General features: G+C 68.1%; 11 protein-coding genes. All 11 read right to left on the reverse strand.

What is annotated here, in order from left to right; all coding sequences use genetic code 11:
- Nucleotides 1-21: 21 nt before the first annotated feature.
- The 11 genes from A6A08_RS02530 to A6A08_RS02580 all read right to left on the reverse strand — a co-directional run bounded on the left by A6A08_RS02530 (nucleotide 22) and on the right by A6A08_RS02580 (nucleotide 17,691).
- A complete protein-coding gene (locus A6A08_RS02530; RefSeq protein ID WP_073700840.1) occupies nucleotides 22-1,806 on the reverse strand; it encodes a hypothetical protein in 1,785 nt (594 codons plus the stop codon).
- A 156-nt stretch (nucleotides 1,807-1,962) separates the two neighbouring features.
- A complete protein-coding gene (locus A6A08_RS02535; protein WP_073700841.1) occupies nucleotides 1,963-5,964 on the reverse strand; it encodes a type IV secretory system conjugative DNA transfer family protein in 4,002 nt (1,333 codons plus the stop codon).
- A 233-nt stretch (nucleotides 5,965-6,197) separates the two neighbouring features.
- The gene (locus A6A08_RS27860) at nucleotides 6,198-8,480 is read right to left on the reverse strand and encodes a hypothetical protein (RefSeq protein WP_073700842.1); all 2,283 of its coding nucleotides are present in this window, start codon (nucleotides 8,478-8,480) and stop codon (nucleotides 6,198-6,200) included.
- Between the two features lie 104 nt (nucleotides 8,481-8,584).
- Entirely contained in the window at nucleotides 8,585-10,366 is a 1,782-nt protein-coding gene (locus tag A6A08_RS02545) for an AAA family ATPase (protein ID WP_073700843.1), read from the reverse strand.
- A 222-nt stretch (nucleotides 10,367-10,588) separates the two neighbouring features.
- A complete protein-coding gene (locus A6A08_RS02550) occupies nucleotides 10,589-11,632 on the reverse strand; it encodes an AAA family ATPase (RefSeq protein WP_073700844.1) in 1,044 nt (347 codons plus the stop codon).
- A 39-nt stretch (nucleotides 11,633-11,671) separates the two neighbouring features.
- A complete protein-coding gene (locus A6A08_RS02555) occupies nucleotides 11,672-12,166 on the reverse strand; it encodes a hypothetical protein (protein ID WP_073700845.1) in 495 nt (164 codons plus the stop codon).
- A gap of 39 nt (nucleotides 12,167-12,205) precedes the next feature.
- Complete coding sequence (locus tag A6A08_RS02560; protein WP_242422064.1) at nucleotides 12,206-12,859, reverse strand: hypothetical protein; 654 nt, start codon at nucleotides 12,857-12,859, stop codon at nucleotides 12,206-12,208.
- Nucleotides 12,852-13,898, reverse strand: coding sequence for a hypothetical protein (locus A6A08_RS27865; RefSeq protein WP_073700847.1), 1,047 nt, complete (start codon nucleotides 13,896-13,898; stop codon nucleotides 12,852-12,854). The genes A6A08_RS02560 and A6A08_RS27865 overlap by 8 nt, the downstream gene beginning before the upstream one ends.
- 130 nt (nucleotides 13,899-14,028) lie before the next feature.
- A complete protein-coding gene (locus A6A08_RS02570; RefSeq protein ID WP_073700848.1) occupies nucleotides 14,029-14,679 on the reverse strand; it encodes a hypothetical protein in 651 nt (216 codons plus the stop codon).
- Nucleotides 14,679-15,689, reverse strand: a complete 1,011-nt coding sequence (locus A6A08_RS02575; RefSeq protein WP_073700849.1) for a hypothetical protein — start codon at nucleotides 15,687-15,689, stop codon at nucleotides 14,679-14,681. The genes A6A08_RS02570 and A6A08_RS02575 overlap by 1 nt, the downstream gene beginning before the upstream one ends.
- Before the next feature lie 100 nt (nucleotides 15,690-15,789).
- Nucleotides 15,790-17,691, reverse strand: coding sequence for a phage tail tip lysozyme (locus tag A6A08_RS02580; protein WP_073700850.1), 1,902 nt, complete (start codon nucleotides 17,689-17,691; stop codon nucleotides 15,790-15,792).
- Nucleotides 17,692-17,695 lie beyond the last annotated feature (4 nt).

The following is a 17,695-nucleotide window of genomic DNA, read 5'->3' on the forward strand; positions in this document are numbered from 1 at the left end:
ACTTTCTATCCCGGTGGCCGGTCAACCACCGAGTTCAGGACCGTTGTCCTGTTCCGGAGCCGCCCCCGGGGGAGTGGTTCTGATAGCGGAACGAACAGCTGACGGCATATCGTCGGCTCTCTGGTTGGCGAGCACCCTGACCCGCCTCGCCACGACACCCGGCGTTGGACGGTCCCCGGAGGGATCCGTCGGACGCATGTCGCCTTCCCGCTGCTGTTCCGTGGCCGAACCCGGACCCTTGTCCGCGTCGGCGGTGTCGGCCTCGTCCCGTCCGCGTTCAGGGCCCTGTTCCGGTCCGCCCCGGCCCCGCGGCCCCCGCTGCTCGCGATCGGTCCGTGCGCGGTCGGTCTGCTCGCCGAACCCGCTGTTCTCACGGATCAGATCGTGCATCCGCTGTTCCCACTCGGGCCCCAGGCTCTGTCGCCACTGCGCCACCTTCTGCGGGTGCGTCTGCTCCATGGCCTGCAGTGACTCGACGAACCCGCCCACGTAGACCAGCTTCTGGTCCCCCTCGCTGATCCCGTCGCCGCGCATGGACGCGAACATCGTCCGCGCCCTGTTCAGCCGCGCACGTGCCGAGGGATCCTCGGTCCGCTCGACCGCCCCGGGATGGTTCAGGGTCTTGGAACCGACGACGTACTGCTCCATGACCGTCTTGAACTCGGCCGGGCTCCTCGTGCTGGCGAGTTCGGCGTACATGGTCCGGGCCACCTCGGCGCGGTGCTCGTCGGTACCCATCGGCTCGCGCAGCGAGAACGTCCCGCCGGTGATCAGGTCGCCGTTGTGGGCGTCGACGTAGTCACCCTCCCAGACCTTCCTCGTCTGTTTGGTGTCCTCCTCGACGACCGCCGTCGGTTCGGACCTGACGAACCGGCCGTGCCCCAGTTCGGCGAAGACCGCCGCCTGCTCGGGGTCGCGTTCGATGAGCTGACCGACGATGCCGCGCATCTCGCGCGCGACCTCCTCGCGGTCCAGACCGTCCTCGTCCACACAGTCGTAGAGCGCGCCGAGGGCGCTCTCGTAGTTCTGCCTGACGAGGTCCCGGTCGGCGCCGGGCCTGCGCATCTCGTCGTAGGCGTTCTGGGCGATCCCCACATGCGCCAGTGCGGCGCTGTGCTCGGTGAACAGGTCGCGGCCGCCGCGTTCCAGCCGTTCGAGGCGCTCCAGGCGCCTGCGGTGCATCCACCCGAACGGGCCCCGCATGCCTTCCCGTCCCTCGCCGGTCCGGTCGAAGTGCCGAGCCTCCTTCGCACGTGACTTCTCGCCCTTGGCGGTGATCCTCGCCTCGCGCCGGGCCTGCCCGCCGATGGCGGCGGCCATCTGCCCGGCGTACTCGCCCGTCACGGTGCGGAAGTTGGGCGAGAGCAGCCACATCGCCGTACCCATGCCCACGGTGGTGAGCACGCTCTGCGCGTTGAGCCCGCCCTTGAGCGGTTCCAGGCACTGGATCACCATCTGCTGGACGTACGCCCGGTGCAGGTCGTTCAGCTGTCGGCCCTGGTCGGACCGGGACGCACCCGGCGAGGCGATGCGCGAGGCGCGCAGGTGGCGGATGAACTCCTCCTGCGCGCGCTGTGTCTCAAGCTTGAGCCTGGCCAGTGGGTCACCGTCGCGCCCGGTCGCGTCGCGCCTGGTCTGGCGCTGCTTGCCGTCCAGTTCGCGGTCGTACCGATCGCGCTGGGCCCGCGGGGAGTCGGCCCTGCGCCTCGCGCGGCGCTGACGCCCGGTCTCCTTGCCGACACCGCGCGCCTCGGCGTCCGCGGTGTCCTCGACGGGGTCGGGGGCCGGGTACGTCTCGGCCTTCAACGTCCTCTTCTTACGCGTCGCCACGGCCGCCTCCGTCCTCGCCCGTCCCGGTCACATCACCTGGACGCGTGCCGGTCCGCCCACCGCGGTCTCTTCGTCCATCAGCCATGTCGCCACTCCTGACCTGCCTTCTGTCCCACGCCCCTGGCCTCCCGGTCAGCCCTCGTCACCCATCAGGTCGGCCATCGCCCGGTCGAACTCGCCGCGGGCCAGATCCAGCCAGTCCTCCCGCTCGGCGAGGAACTCGTAGAACGCTCCGTGCACGTGGAACCCGTGCAGGTCGGTCAGGTGCTCCGGACCCTCGGTGAACACCCGCTCGGTCTCGCTCTCGCTGGCCTGCTGGAGCCGCCGCATCGCCTCGGACTCGTCCTGGCGGGAGATGTAGACCTGCGATCCGTCGGCGCTGCGCAGGGCTCCGTCAGGGCCCACCGAGAAGTGGGCGCCGTCCCGCTCCAGCGCGGGCCGCACCGACTTGTACGCCTCGATGATCTGGGCGTCCAGCGGACCGTCCAGCGCGCCCGCGTGCGGTCGCGCGGGATCGGAGGAGAAGTGGACCAGCATGTCGCGGCTGACCAGGTTGTTGGCGTAGCGCGGCCGGCGGAACTCGGTCATCCTCGCCTGCTGGGAGTCGACCGCCTGCTGGGTCGCCGTGTCGAACTCCCAGGGCATGTCCAGGTCGAGGGCGTTCTCGAGGTCCTCCAGGTCGACGTCGTCGGAGCCGCCCAGGTCGTGCTCCTCGGCGTAGGCCTCGCCGCGGGCCGCGTCGACCAGTTCCATGACCTCGTCGGCGTAGGTGTCGGGGTCCAGCCGTGCGACATCGGCCTCGGAGAGGCCGTAGGCCGTCTTGTGCTTCTCCCGGCACTCGGCGGTCAGCTCGGCCTGCTGCATGCGCTTGGCCAGCATCGCCTCGAAGTCGGGCTGGTTCATCCGCACGTCGAAGTCGACCGCGCTGGACAGCGTCGGGATGGTCTGGAGCGTGTAGTCGTGCCCAGGGTGCTTGATCGTGTCCTTGAACATGCGCCAGGACATCGGCAGGATCGTCTCGTTGCGGTTCCACACCGGCGAGTCACCCGCGCGGAAGACGATCGAGTTGCGCTCGGAGATGAAGGCCATGTCGTTGTAGGAGATGACCGGCTCCTCCTTGGTCGACATGGTGTAGGAGACCTTGCTCTCCACACTCATGCCCTTGACCACGTGGCCCTTGTCCTGGGTCACGGTCTTGGAGTCCATGTAGGTGGTGTGGCGCTTGCCGGACATCTTCTCCAGCGTGTCGAGCATCGAGTCGTCGGTGCTCTTGAGGAAGACGATGTTGGAGGTGTTGCCCTGCACGATCTTGTCCACCGACTCACCGTAGACGTCGCGCAGCTGCTGAAGCGTCTGGAGGATGAGCGTGAACTGCTGCTCCTGGCCCAGCCCGATCGACAGCATCGTCTCGAAGCCGGAGATACCGTTCCCCTCCGACTGGAGGTTGCCCAGCTCATCGAGCATGAACCGGGTCTTGTACAGCGGTTTCTGGTTCTCCTTGGTCATGTACGACTTGTCGAAGTTCAGGTCGACCAGTTGCTTGATCAGGATGAGGATGAGCTTGGCGTACTTCATCAGGTGCGGCGGCGTCACCAGGAACACCGCCTTGGGCTGCTCCGAATACCGCACCATCGTCTGCGTGATCGCGTTGGCCTGGCCCATCTCCTTCTGGGGCACGTCCCCCGTGATGTTGGTCAGCCGCATCTGCGGGTAGGTGGTGTGCCCCGGGGCGAACGAACCGTCGCCCTGTTTCCTCAGCTCCAGCAGGATCCCGTTACGGATGATCTTCTCGCCGGTCACCGGGTCGGTGATGTAGAACCGGCCGTTGAGCGAGGTCTGGTAGTCCTTCTTGAACTTGAAGTAGTAGGTGCGGATCAGCATGCCGGTCTGCGGGTTCAACAGCCGCAGTCGGATATAGGCGATGTCGCCTGCGAACTTGCCCTTGAAGTAGTAGCGGGCCCAGCCTTCGCGGGAGACGATGTCCTCGTGCTCGAAGTCCTCGCCGAGCGCCTGCTCGAACTTCTCGTCGGCGTAGGCGTCCCACTTGGCCTGGGCGCCGATCAGGTGGTCGCGCTTGAGGTAGTTCATGGCGAAGCGCACGCCCATGCGGCGCGGGAAACTCAGGCCGCCCAGGTCGGTGTTCTGACTGGGGGTGCCCGAGGTGAGCGTGGAGATCGTCGGGTCGGTGAAGAAGCTCATCGCCGTGATCGCGATGCCGTAGACACTGGCCAGCATCTTCTCGGCCGCGCCCATCGCCCGGAGCGCGTTGTCGGCGTTGCCGACCAGGGTGCGCATCGAGTTGGTCGGCAGCGCGTTGGTGGCGTTGAAGAACAAGGTGAGCATGTCCAGCTCCTTCTTGTCCTCCCACAGGAACGCCTTGTTCTCGGCCTCCACCAGTGCGGCCTCGGCTTCCGCCTCGCGGAACGTGCCGTCCTCCAGGCTCCCGTAGTCGCCCCGTTGGACGCTCTCCTCGACCAGGTCCACCGGATTCTTCACCTTCTTGGACGAGAGCCGCACGAACAGCTGGTAGCAGTTGTACAGCGTGACCTTGCCCCACTTCTCGTCGAGCTTGGTCTCCAGCACCTTGGGATCCATGTCCACCCGGGCGGCGTAGGCACGCAGTTCGCGCTCCTCCTCCAGGTAGAAGTCGATGAGGCCGTAGGCGGCGCGCTTGAAGGCGTTGTTGGCGGCGTTGGGCCACACCGGATCCTCACCGCCGTCGAGCGGAAAGAAGACGTCGGCGATGTTCTCGACGTACATCGCGCACTTGGTCGAGTCACCCTCGCGGGCGGCTTCGGCGGCCATCCCGAGCGGGTTGTAGATGTCGGTCTTCATCGCGTTGATCAGGTTGAACTGCACCACCTGGAAGCCGCGCATCGTCGCTCGCACGTAGTGCTTGACCAGGAGTTCGCCCTTGGGGTCGTTGATGACCATGTTGTTGGGGCTCTTCTCGCGCAGCCACATGTCGATCATCGGTTCGATGTACGTCTGGCCCTTACCGGCGCGAGTGATGGCCAGGACCATGGTGTTGACCGGGGCGGTGTCGACGATGTAGGCACCGGCCGGGCGCTGTACCTCGTACTCGGGGAACTCCCAGTCGGCGTTGATCATGTCCGCGACGGTCTTGTACTCCCCGAGCTTGTCGCGGTCCTTGCCGTCCGGGTTGTAGGGGATCTTGGTGGTGTCGAACCGCTTGCGGATGTTCTTGTCCTTCGGCAGACCGGAGGCCTCGAACAGGTCGTCGCCGAACTTCTCGTCGATGAGCGGCATCTTCGTGGTGATCGCCCGATCGTCGTCGTCCCGCAGGATCTCGCCCTTGAGGAACTCGACGTCGCCGTCGGAGTCGAGGACGTCCTCGTCCGCCCGCTTGGCGACCTCGACCGACTTGAGGCCCTTTCGGACCGCCATGACGTGGCTGATCATGGAGGACGGCTGAACGGAGCTGTGCGCGCCCACGTCGGGGAACCAGTCGAACTTGCGGACGACCTCGTCCGGCAGGGCGATGTGCTGGTCGCCCTGGTACTGGTTGATGTCGCTGGTGTCGTGCAGCAGGTTCTGTGCGTCCCGGTTGCGCATGAGCAGCAGGTAGGCCAGGCCGAACGTGATCAGGCCGGCGCCGAGCGACACGGCGAGCTTGATCCAGGTCACGTGGAGGAACCACCCGAGGAACGCGTCCGGCTCGCCCTCGCGCTCGGCGTCGATCCGCGCCTGCTGCGCGGCGACGTCGTCGAGGACCCACTGGGGCGGGTCCGCCAGGGCCTCGTCCTCGGTCTCGTGGCACGGCTGGTCGGGGACCGCCTGCCCGTCCTCATCGAGGACGCGGTAGCAGTACTGCGTCGACGACATCCGCTCGCGTTCGACGAAGTCAGGGGCGACGGGTCCGCCGAGCGAGGAGGTCACGGCGCTCACGGTGAACTGGCCGACCGACCACAGCGCCCACACCAGCACGGCGACGAGGACTCCCGCCGCGACGGCGATCATGGTGCGTGAGGTGCGGGTCCGTTTGCGTTCGATGCGCGAGCGGTCGAGCTGCTGGGACTCGTAGATGTCGCGGTTGGCGAGCGTCTCCTCGGCTTTGCGCGAGGAGAGTGTGTCCCACGCGCTCGCTTTAGGGCTGGAGCCCCTCCTGGCCATGAGGCGGGCCTTTCTTTTGACGTGTGCGCTAGGATGCACTGTTTTTACTGGTTTACCAGTAGATATGACAGCGCGTTCGGAGTCCGCGGACCAACGTGGGCAGGGCACCGCCCTCATCGTCGAAGGTGGCGCCCCGTACCGGGACGCGCCCGTGGCGCTCGGCTTCTCCAGGCCCTGTTCGGCCGGAGCTCACCCTGCTGCGCGGCGCCCCGGGGCCATCCACCGGACACGCCCTAGACGATCCACACGGGGATGATCATCGCGCTGGCGCTACTGGTCGCCCCGTATCCGAGCGTCCAGCCGACGATGACGCCCACGGCGATGGAGATCAGCACCAGCACCGCCGCCAGGAGCATGAGGAGCTTGGTGAAGCGGCTGTGGACGTGGTTGGTCCGCTTCAGCTCATCGGCGTAGGAGCGCTTGTCGCCTTCGAGCTCGTCGATCCTGCCGCGGTACTGCCGGTGCATGCTGTCGGCCATGTCCTGCATCTGCGCGTGCAGGTCCTTGTACAGCTGGTTGGCCGAGCGCAGCTTCTCCTCCTTGATGTGGGCCTCGTGCCGCCACTCCCCCTCGCGCTCGCGCAGCCGAGCCTCGGCCCGCTCGCGCTCGCGCTCCAGTTCGGCCTCCAGCCGACGCACCCGGTTCTCCCGGTCGGCGTTGAGCTCTTCCACCCGGAGGGCGTGCTCGGCCTGCAGCTCCTCGACCTGGTTGTCCAGCCGCAACTGCTCGGCCAACACCTCGGCGCGGGCGATGTCGTGCTTGAGGTTGTCGCTGATGAAGCGCGTCAGCTTGGCGTTCCACTGCTCCAGCAGCTCCATCTCCGCTTCGCGCTGCTTGGCTTCGCGCTCGGCGAGCAGTTGGAAGGTGCGTGTGGTGCCCAGATGCATCCGTGTGCGCGCGTCCTTGCGCCGCATCTCCAGCACGAGCCGGCGCTGGTGGGCGTAGCGCTCTTCGTTGCGACGCTCGATCTCGGGGGCCACGTCGGCGATCTTGCGTTCCATCTCCGTGCGGAACCGGTCCCAGAACACCTGCCTGGCCTGGGCCGCGGCGACCTCGGCGCGCTCATCGGCGTCCTTTTCGTAGCGCCGGGTGATCTCCGCCCGCCGGACACCGACGTCCTCGGGCACCCTGGCCTTGAGGTCGGCGAACTCCTGCTCCGCCGCGGCCGAGAGCGTCTGGTAGACCGAGCCTTCGCGATGTTCGTCGACTTCACGCATGACCGACTCGGCGTGCAGGCTCATGGTCTCGACGAAGAACTGACGCAGCTCCTTTCTGTGGTCGCTGTGCAGCTTCGCCAGCTCGGTGTTGGCCTGCTCGGCCATGACGGCGATCTGCTCGCCGAGCCAGTCGGAGACCTCGTCACCGAACTCCAGCCGCACCGACGGCGCCCGGGTGTCGAACGTGGCCTCGAACTCGGAGTACGGGATCTCCAGACCCAGGTCGTCGGAGAGGAAGCGCCTTGCGATGGTCTCCCGCACCTGCTCCTCGGTGAACTCCCGGTCCCGGTTCTGTTCGGCATAGCGCGTCCAGGCGGGGTCCTGCGTTCCTTCCTCCTGCGCCGCGAAGCCCTGGCCCTCGTCCTCTTCGTCCTCTTCGTATTCGTCGTCGTCCTCTTCGTCTTCGTCGTCGTACGTGCCGTCCTCGTACGCGCCGTCGTCGTCCACCTCGTCGTAGGCGCCGGACTCGTCGTCGCCGAGGTCGTCGTCGAACAGGTCCGCGGAGGACTCGCCGCCGGCCAGGGGATCGTCCCCCGGCTCCTCGTCGTCGACGCCCGCCTCAGGGGTGGGGGCCGTGGCCACCGCGCCTGGCAGGTGGTCGCTGCCGTCAGGGGCGGGCGGGACCGACGGCGGCATGGCGGCGCTGTCGGCCGACGGGGCGACGTCAGCGCTGCTCGGGGCAGTCGTGCGGGTCGTGGTCGCGCTGATGGCCTGGGTCCAGGCCCACATCTGCGGAAGCCGGTCGGCCAGGCTGCGGCTTCCGTCGGCGATCGCCACCGCCTCTGCGTAGGTGGTCCCCTCGTCGATGACGGCCTCGACCACCAGTTCCTGGCGGTCCTGGCTCGGACTCAGCACCATCCAGTAGTACGTGGCGTCGGTGAGCAGCGAGTACTCACCCATACGCTCCAGTGTCTGGGCGTTGGGGATGATGCCGAGGACTTCCTCGTCGAGGAGCTGGCGGGTGGTGATGGTCTGGATGTGGTCGTGGTTGATGAGCTCGATGAGCGAGCCCTTGGCCTCATCCTTCTGTTGCTTCTTGCTCAGGCCGCCGATGTTCTCCACCGGCAGGGCCAGCGCCGCCCAGGAGTTGCCGCCGGGCAGGACGAAGCGCTCGTTGCGGCTCAGCAGGTCGATCGCGGCGTTGACGGTGCTCTCCTGCAACACGCTCGCCAGCATCTCCTCGGGCTTGCGCCGCTTGGTGCGCTTCTTGCCGTCGCCGCTCGGCGAGGCGGCCGCTTCCGAACCGTCAGACGTGCCGCCGGCCTTCCCCTTCTTCCACATGTTGTCGATGAGTCCCATCGGCACATCCTCTCGCTCTCACCATGACGTCTGGAAACAGCTCGTTTATCAGCCTGGGTAAGGCAACCGTCGATCGGTGGGCCGCCGCCGCCCCGTGGACCACCTCAGCGCGCGGCGGCCACCTCGATATAGGAGTCGCTCTTGAGAAGGCCCTTGTCCTCGCTGCGCATCGTGCCCCGTACGTCCACCCGCAGGACCCTCTCGTGCGTGTGGGCGTTGACGAACGCGGCGATGGCGGTGGTGACCTCGTCGGTCATCTTCGCGATCGCCGCACGTGCGCCGCCCGCGTTGGAGTCGGTGTCAGCGTGGTCGTCGATGAGGTACTGCAGGACCCGTTCGGCGATCTCGACCCTGACCCCGTGCTTGACCATGACCTCGCGACGCATCTGGCGCAGCTTGTTCTTCACGATCTTGCGCTGGGTCTCGCGCGAGAGCGGCTGGAAGGGGACGATCGCGTCGATGCGGCCCAACAGCTCGGGCGGGAACTTGTTGTCCCCCTGCGTGGTGGAGATGGACCTGCGGATCTCCTTCATCTTCTCCACCAGCTCCTTGCCCGAACCGGTGTCGTCCACGTTGTACTGGGCGATCGTCTCGTAGATCTCCGATCCCGCGTTGGTCGTCAGCACGATGTAGGTGTTGAGGAACGACACCTGACGGCCGTTGTCGTTGGTGAGCCTGCCGTCGTCGAGCACCTGGAGCAGCACGCGCGTGATCGCCGGGGCGGCCTTCTCGATCTCGTCGAACAGCAGCACGGCGTGCCCCATGTCCCACACGCGCTTGGTCAGCTCCGAGCGGAACAGGTCCAGGGATTCCTCCCGCGCGTACTCCGACATGTCGAAGCGGATGAGGTGGCGCTGGTCGTCACCGAAGAGCAGCAGGGCGAGCTGCTTGGTCAGCTCGGTCTTTCCGACTCCGGTACTGCCCGTGAAGAGGAATGACGACATGGGCTTGGTCTTGTCGTTCAGATCCGCGACGCAGACCTGCAGCCTTTTGGCGACCACGGTGGTGGCGAACTCCTGGGAGAACACCGCCCCGTCGAGCTGTTTCTTGATCTGCACCGCGTCGACGCGGAACGCCACATTGACGTTGGTCGACTCCATGAGGACGTCCGCGAGCAGGTCGCGGTCCATCGGACGGCCGGTGTACCGGTGCCAGCCCACCATCGAGTCGAGCACCAGGATGGACTTACGCGGCTGCGTCGAGGCCGGGATGTAGCGGTTGGTGTACTCGTAGATCATCTCGAAGAGGTGATCGTCGTAGAACTGGTCGGCCACCCCGTAGCGCCTGGCCATCCCCTTGAGGATCTCCACCGTGGTCTTCTGGTCGGGCGGGCTGACGTTGATGCGCTGGAGGCGTTCCATGAGCGGCTGGTTCGGTGCCACGTACTTGTGGAACTCGTCGAAGGTCGTGGCCGCGATGACGCGGATACCACGCGCGCCGGACGCCGCCAGAACCGGCTTGAGCGCTTCGACGGAGGCGGTGCTGAGCTGTACCACCTGGTGGAACTCGTCGATGAACAGCACCAGCTCGACGTGCTCGTCGGAGCTGAACCTCTCGGCCTCGTCGAACAGCCCCTTGAGCAGTGCCGCCATTTCGTCGGGGGTGCTCAGCCCGGAGATCATCCGAGCCAGGTCGACTTCCATGTAGACCCGTTTGGCGTCTTTCAGCATCGCCGCCTGGACCAGAGCGGTCTTACCCGCACCGGCCGGGGCCAGCAAAAGGGCATTGCACAGCTCGGGTCGGGCCATGGCCGCCATGAGCTGGGAGATCTCATAGTCGCGGCCGACGATCTCACGCTCAGGGGCCTTGAGGGGGTCGCTGTACTGGGCCAACTTCGGATAGCGCTCGTTGCGGCCGTCGGGGGAACCGTCCGGATTGGTGAACAACTGCTGCCGCCTTCGTGGACGAGAAGGTCACGACCTCATCTCGTTCTTGCTCATAAATCAGGATAATCGTAGCACGCTACACACAGCTGATACCAGGCGTAAAGCGCTTTTCAGTCATGGCCGAAAACACAACGAAGAACTGCGTTTCGCCGTTCCTGCTCGAAGGGTGAAAGGCTGGAAAAGGCGAGGGATCTTCGTCATTCATGTGTATCGACACGGCCATCAGCCGCCGGGCTGATAGCCGTCCGCATCGTCCTGCCGCTCCTCGGGGAACCGTCGCTCGAAGCTCGTGCGGACCGGGGCGACGCCGACCTCGGACGTGTCCTCAGGCTCGTCCCAGTCGAGGAAGCCGGACTCGGCGGCCTGGTCCCGCGCGTGCTCGGTGCCGCGCTCCGGAGCGTCGCTCGGTACCGCTTCGGCCCGACTCGACAGCGCCTGCCGCACGCCGGGGCCGATCCGCTCGCGCAGCACCCCGGCGGGGCCGTCGGGGTCGTAGCCCGCGTCGGTCTCCGCGGTGCTCTCGGCGCCCCTGCGCTGGGCTTCCAGTTCGTTCATGAGGCGGTCGAACACGCTTGCCGGGGCCTGCCCATCCTGGTTCGCGGCCGCGTAGCGGTCGGCGGGCCCGGTCGGTCGGCGGTGTTCGGCGTCGTCGAGGTACTCGTCGGCGAACAGGTCCTGGATCGCCCCCGAGTGTGTGGGCACCGTGGGTGCGGGCCCGGTCGAAGCCCACGCCGGGCTTTCGGCGGAGTAGTCCGGGAAGTACTCGGCGAGGGTGTAGCCGCTGTTCTCCTCGGTGAGCACGGCGCTGTTCTGATCGCGGACACCGGCGAAGACCAGCGGGGGCTGCTCGACGTTCTCCGGTGCGACCACGAGGAAGTCCGCCTCGGCGGGCAGTTCCCACTCGATACCGGTCATCGACTCAGGCACCCGGAAGCGGGTGCCGAAGTAGCCCTTGCGGACCAGCTCGGTGAGCTGGGCGGGGTCGAATTCGTAGTAGGCGTCGATATCGGGTTCGGATCCCGCGCGGTACTGGATCTCGGTGATGCCGAAGGGCAGTTCGACGTCGGGCCGGATCTGGATGATCTGGCCCCGCAGGTGCAGGTAGGGCCGGTAGTTCTGGTCGACGCCGTGGTGCAGGATCGTCACCGCCTCCATGTGCACGGCGATGTCGCAGGGCACAGCGCTCAGGGTCCGCACGTCGGCCTTGTCGTCCCGCACCAGGCGGTGGAACCAGGGGTCGGTGATCCGTAGGGGTGCGATCCTCATGGGAGCGTCTCGCTTCCGTGTCGGGGGGCGGCCGGCCGGTCAGCGACCGGCGCTGTCGGTGTCGGTGGCCTGGGCGGCGTCCGCCTGCTCGCCCAGCAGCGCGCGACGGGCCCGTTCAGCCAGACGGAGCTGGGCGCGCCACAGCGCGCGCATCGCGACCAGCACCAGGACGAAGACGAGGCCGATGAGGAAGACCGACGGCGCAAGCCAGTGCGCCAACTGCATCTCCAACGACGAGGTGGGACCGACGCCGGTCCCCGCCGCCACCATGACGAACAGGTTGGGCACCACGGTCACCGCCGCGAACATCGCCAGGACGTACCCGACCAGACCGGAACCGACCACCAGGCCCGCGCGTACGAGGGCCAGCAGCGAGCGCGCCCCCGACTCCCCCAGACGCGCGCGCAGGCGAGCGCCCAGCGGCGTCGCCGCCCTGTCCGCGTCGGCCTGCTTGGCCTCGGCGGCCCGCTGCGCGGCGCTCTTCCTCTCACGTGGCTTGCGCTTGTTCCTGGACCCGGTGGCGGCGGGGCTCATCGGTCCTCCTGTCGTGGACTGGCGTTGCGGACGTGCGTGCTAGGAGTGTTCGGGGACCCCTTCGGTCCAGTGGGCGTCGATCTCGGTGATCGCGCCCTCGGCGTCGGTGGACCACTCCACCGACAGCGCCGCGACCGGGCGCTCCTCCTCGTCATCGGCGTCATAGATCTCGACGAAGGCGAAGTAGGCGTAGTCCACGCCTTCGATGCCGGTCAGCACCGGCTCGAACGGCCCCAGACGCGCCCGCGAGGCGGCTTCCAGACCGGGGACACCGTCGCGGCCCAGCTCCTCGAACAGGGCCGGGGGTTCCTCGTCACCGGTCCCGACCAGTTCCGCCGACACGTCCTCTCCCTCCTCCACCGCCTCGCTCAGTAGGATGCGCATCGCCTCGCCATCGTTCTCCAGACGTTCGACACGGACCGCCGACGAGCGCGCCAGTGCGTCGGACCAGGCGGCGTGCAACTCGTCCTCGGCTTCCCGGGCCTCGGTCTGGCGTTCTTCCACCAGGGCCGCGACCTCGGCGCGGTCGGCGTCGTGGCCGGAGGAGGCCGACCACACGGACAGCCCGCCCACGGCCAGCATCAGGGCGGCCACCCCCAGCGGGGTCCAGAACAGGACGCGCCGGATCATCTGGCGGCGGCGCTCGCGCTCGCGCTCGTAGGCTTCGATCTCGGCCAGGCTCACGTCACTCACCGTCCTCGGGCTCGTCGCCCTGCTCGTCCGCGCCATCGCCCGCAGCGGTGTCACCGTCGTTGGCGGAGTCCTCGTCGGCGCCGTCCTCGGCGGCCTCCCCGCCCTCGGCGGCCTCCTCACCCTCGTCGGCGACGGTACCGAGCACCATGTCGTCGAACTTGCTGACCAACGGGTCGAACCGACCGCTGAGCCAGGCGACGGTCCGCCCCGTCTCGTCCTCGGTCAGGATCCAGACCATGCGGATCGCCAGGTCCTGCTCGAAGGCCTGCGCCTCATGGGCGGTCCAGGTGTAACCGGACAGCGGGGCGTCGTCGTCGAGGGTGGGTATCGCCGAGTGCCACTGGCTCACGGCGTTGAAGCCGTCGGAGTCACGGGCGCTCGCGGTGAAGTGCGGCGTCAGCGCCCGCTCCAGACCGCCGATGGCGCTCTGGCGCAGCCCTTCGGCGCAGGCGGTGAGCTCCTCCTCGGTGTAGTCGCGCGTGGTGGTCGGCGGGTCGTCGAGGTAGGGATGGCACTCGTCGCGCCCGCCCGGTCCCGGTGTCTGCTCGGGCAGGTCGTCGGTGGTGATCGGCCCGGTGTGGTCCAGGTAGGTGTTCTGCGCTTCGGCGAGGTCCTCGCCCACGGTCGTGGCCCGGGCCAGCCAACGCCCGGCCTCGGTCTGGCTGGGCAGGTCCTCAAGGCCCTGCTCGGCGGCGGTGACGCGCTCCTGGGCGTCGAAGCCGTCCTGAGCCTGTTCCTCCAACCCGGCCTGGTGGTGGGCATTGATCGAGCCCGCCATGGCGAAGAGCACCAGCGCACCCAGCGTGACCAGGCCGGTGGCCGACCAGTACCCGATACGGACCAGGAGTACTCGGCGGCGCCCAGCGGTCGAACGCCGCGGCGCGGGGTCCTCCCCCCGCTGCTCCTGCTGTCGTTCCTGTTCCCGCTGCTCCTCCACCTGCTGCACGGAAGAGGCCAGGCCCAGGCGTCGGGCCAGTCGGCCGCCCTGGTCCTGGTCCGGGGCCGGGGGTCCGCCAGGGCTGTCCGATTCATCGGCCACGTTGGTCTTCCCCCTTCCGCGACAGAAGCTGTTTTTCCTCGTATATCAACATAATTCTAGCACTGTACGTCGGCGGCCCGTTCGCGCCGAACCACTGGCCGGACCGCTGTGCCACCAGGTGAGCACCGGGTCAGTAGGGGCCCGAGGTGCGTACCCGGGACGTGGAGGCGTAGCCTTCGAGACCCGAGACACCGCCGTCGCCATCGGTGGTCAGCAGCACCGTCGCCGTACTGTAGGCGCTGGCCTGCCCGTCGTCGGAGGTGGTCCGCAATTCGACCAGGACCAGGTAGGAGTACTCGGTGCCCTGGACCGACAACACCTCGCTGCGGAAGTCGTTCACCCGGGAGTCGAGTCCGAGCAGGTCGATGAGCGCGTACTCGTTGCCCTCCCGGTCGACGTTCATAGGCGCCTCGGGCAGGAACGCGGTCATGAACGCCGAGTCCTCGTCGAGTCCGTAGACGGTCATCATGGCGCTGCGCGCGTCCTCGTACTCGGCGTGGGTCTCCCACGTCAGCGCGGTGTCCAGCACGTCGCCGATGAGTTCCTCGTCGGTGTCCAGCCGTGCGGTGTTCGTGCCCTGGACCAGGCTGGCGACCTCGTTCTCCCTCTCGTCCTGTGCTTCCTCGATCTCGGCCGTTCGCTCCCGGAGCTCCGCGATCTGTCGCCCCTGATCGGCGAGGGCCGCCTCCTGCGCACCGCGTGTGACGGCGAAGGAGCCTACCGACACCAGGAGCAGCGCCGCCGCGGACAGCGGGAAGGCGTTACGGCTGACGAACCCCATCAGTCCTGGTCCTCCTCGTCCGGGTCCGCTCCGCCCACGGGCCGGTCACCGATCGTGGTCTGGCCGAAGTACAGACTGTGGAACGCCTCCATGTCGGCGTCGTAGGTGCCCCGGGCCCAGGCCAACAGGTGGCCGCTGGACTCGTCTCTGTTGAGCCAGGCCACGCTGACGGCCCCCGGGGACTCGACTCGGGGCGTGGCGGAGACCAGCTCCCAGGAGTTCAGCGACGCCTGGGCGTACTCACTGCGGTCCTCGTCGGCATAGCGGATGTACCAGGGGGCGAGCACGTCGATCTCGCCCGCGCCGAAGGGCACGTCCGCGCCGGGGACGTAGGCGTCCTCGTCCTCGACGATCCGGGCCGACTCGTCGAAGTAGTCGACGAGCTCCGCGCGGTGTTCGGCCAAGGGCGCGAACACCTCGCCCCCGTCCCCGTCCCCCGACAGCTCCGCGTCGTTGAGGTCGGCCAGGATCTCCTGGTAGGTGTTCTGGAGTTCGGCGACCTCCTCGCCCTTCTCCCTGGCCTGATCCAGGGCCTCGCCCAGCTGCTCTTCGAGCGCGGCGGCGTCCTCCTCGTCCCACGAGGCGGCCTCCAACTCCCGGATCCCGCCTTCGAGCGAGGCGATCTCCAGCTCATTGGCCCGGCTCTGGGCCTGCGTGGTGTCGGTGCTGGTGGCGGCCAGGGCCCCGGTGCCGATCGCACCGACCATCAGGGCCCCACCCAGGCTCACCCGCACGACCTGGCCCGTGTCACGCCGCGGCGCCCCGCCGCTGCGCCGTTCCCGGCGCTCACGCCTGCGCTGCCGCCTGTCGGCGCGGCGCTCGCGCAGCATCTCCCGCACGTCGTCGCCGGTCATCCGCCTGCGGTTGGCGCGCTGCTTGGCGTGGTAGGCGTCGAAGCGCTCCATCACCTCCTCGCGGCTCATCTCGCGCCAGGACCGCTTCGGAGCCCTCTCCCGCGAAGCGCCGCCATCACCGTCGCCGCCGCTGTCCGGCGTGCCCTCGTCGACCATCGCCGCGCTCCTTTCCTGCTGGTCTCCGGGTCCCCGCGTGGGGACGGGCCCTGGCCCGGTGGCACCGGCTCTCTCCGTTGAGCGGTGCACCCGGGCCCGGCTACATGAACGGGTCGGGTCCCACGCTGACGTGGACGTGGTCGATGTGGTTCTGCGTGTTGTCCCCGCGCCCACTGGCGTCCCGGGTGACCCCCTCTTCGTGCCACTCCCCGACCGGATCGTTGCCGGCCGCCCACTTGCGGCCGTCCCACAGGATGCCGCTCACGTTGAACTCCTCGGCCCGCGGAATGAGGTAGTTGACGAGCGCCGTCCCGTTGTCGTACATCTCGTCGCTGGGAACCTCGCCGAGTCCCGCCATCATGTAGTCGATGGCCTGGCCGTTGTTGTGGTTGCTGCCCGGCTCGTTGCGCTGACCACCGGCCGACAGGAAGAAGCCGCCGAACTCCTCCTGGAGGTGTTCGTGCATGGAGCAGGCGTCCGGGTGCATCGCCCCCAGGGAATCGCAGGGGATCTGCTCACCGGCCTGGGTCACCCCGCCGCCGCCTCCGTTGACGTTGGCGGTGCGGCACTCCTGCACCGCCGCGGTGCGACGGTTCTGGTTGGCGACGTCGACCGTGGCCTCGGCCTGCTCCAGGATGGAGTCGGCCCGGTCCTCGTCGGCTTCCCAGCCGTCCAACTTCGCGAACCACACGCCGGCGTCCTCCACACGCTCGGTCAGCCGCGGCGCGTTCACGTCGGAGTCCAGTGTCAGGCCTTCCCACTCGACCATCCAGGACTCGGTCGCCTCCTCGACCGAGCCGGAGGGGGCCTCGATGAGCTCCTGGACGAACCTCACGCGAACGGGGTCGTCCTCGGAGAGCATGAAACTCAACTGGGTCTCCAGCTCCCACCACTTTCCACCGGTGCTCTCGGCGTAGTCGGTGAGCAACGTGTTACGGCCGTTGGTCCACTGCCCCAGACCGATGCCCACCAGGTCGATGGCGGGCCACTGCGCGGCGTAGTCGGCGTCGATCAACTCGACCTGGAAACCGTTCTCCTCCGCCTCCCGCGTGCGCGGGCCGATCTCATAGGGCTCGTCGTAGATCGTCTCGACGGTCGTCGGGTCGATCCGCGATTCGTGCTCGAAGTTGCCCAACACGCCCGCGATGTTCTCGTCCTGCATGCCCATGCCCGCGAGGATCGAGTACACCTCCTCGGCCATCGCCTCCATGTCCTCGGAGGTGGCCCCCGACTCGGTGTTGTCGTCGATCTCGCGCACGATCTTCTCGGTCTCGGCACGGCAGCTCTCCGGCATGGCGTCGCGCTGGGCGATGGAGTTGCCCTGCTGGACGACCGCCGTACCGGCGACCACGGCGACCACGCTCAGGAAGGCCGCGCCGAAGGAGGCAACGGCGCCGGCGACCGCACTGATGGCCCCGCCCACGGCCCCGGCGATCGCTCCGCCGATGGAGAGGAAGAAGCCCACGACGGTCTTGACGACCTGGAGCACCAGCATCCAGATCAGGCTCCACAGGTTCATGAGCAGGGCCAGCAGCGCGGCCAGCATGCCCTTGAGCCAGTTGAGGAACATCAGGAGGACCATGAGCTGGGCACCGACACCGATGGCCGGGACGGCGGCGACCGCTCCCGCGCCCTTGGCGACGCCCTTCGTGTCGGACTCGGATCCGCCCTTGGCCGCCTCCGAGGTACCGCCCGCGCCGAGCTTCGGGCCGGCGCCTTCGTCGGAGTCCTCCCCCGGGTCGGAGTCCCCCGCGGAGTCCTTCCCGGGGTCGACCCCTCCCGCGGGGTCCTTCGCCGGATCGGCCCCTCCCGCGGGCTCCTTCGCCGGGTCGGCCGCCTGGTCCGGCCCCGCCGCACCGTCGCCCTTGGACTCGGCGCCACCGGCCGTGTCACCCGGGTCGGGTAACCCCTTCCCGGCTGCCTGACCGACCTGGTCCGACGCGCCAGATCCGGGCCCCGGAGGCTGCATGCCTCCCGCCCCGCCACCAGCGAAACCCGCCATCGTG

Source organism: Nocardiopsis sp. TSRI0078, from assembly GCF_001905145.1.
In the GTDB taxonomy this organism is placed as follows: domain Bacteria; phylum Actinomycetota; class Actinomycetes; order Streptosporangiales; family Streptosporangiaceae; genus Nocardiopsis.

Bases quoted from the DNA above. Each gene is read 5' to 3' on its own strand.
- A6A08_RS02580 (WP_073700850.1), bottom strand. From the start codon at position 17,691: ATGGCGGGTTTCGCTGGTGGCGGGGCGGGAGGCATGCAGCCTCCGGGG.
- A6A08_RS02570 (WP_073700848.1), bottom strand. From the start codon at position 14,679: ATGGGGTTCGTCAGCCGTAACGCCTTCCCGCTGTCCGCGGCGGCGCTG.
- A6A08_RS02575 (WP_073700849.1), bottom strand. From the start codon at position 15,689: ATGGTCGACGAGGGCACGCCGGACAGCGGCGGCGACGGTGATGGCGGC.
- A6A08_RS02550 (WP_073700844.1), bottom strand. From the start codon at position 11,632: ATGAGGATCGCACCCCTACGGATCACCGACCCCTGGTTCCACCGCCTG.
- A6A08_RS02555 (WP_073700845.1), bottom strand. From the start codon at position 12,166: ATGAGCCCCGCCGCCACCGGGTCCAGGAACAAGCGCAAGCCACGTGAG.
- A6A08_RS27860 (WP_073700842.1), bottom strand. From the start codon at position 8,480: ATGGGACTCATCGACAACATGTGGAAGAAGGGGAAGGCCGGCGGCACG.
- A6A08_RS02535 (WP_073700841.1), bottom strand. From the start codon at position 5,964: ATGGCCAGGAGGGGCTCCAGCCCTAAAGCGAGCGCGTGGGACACACTC.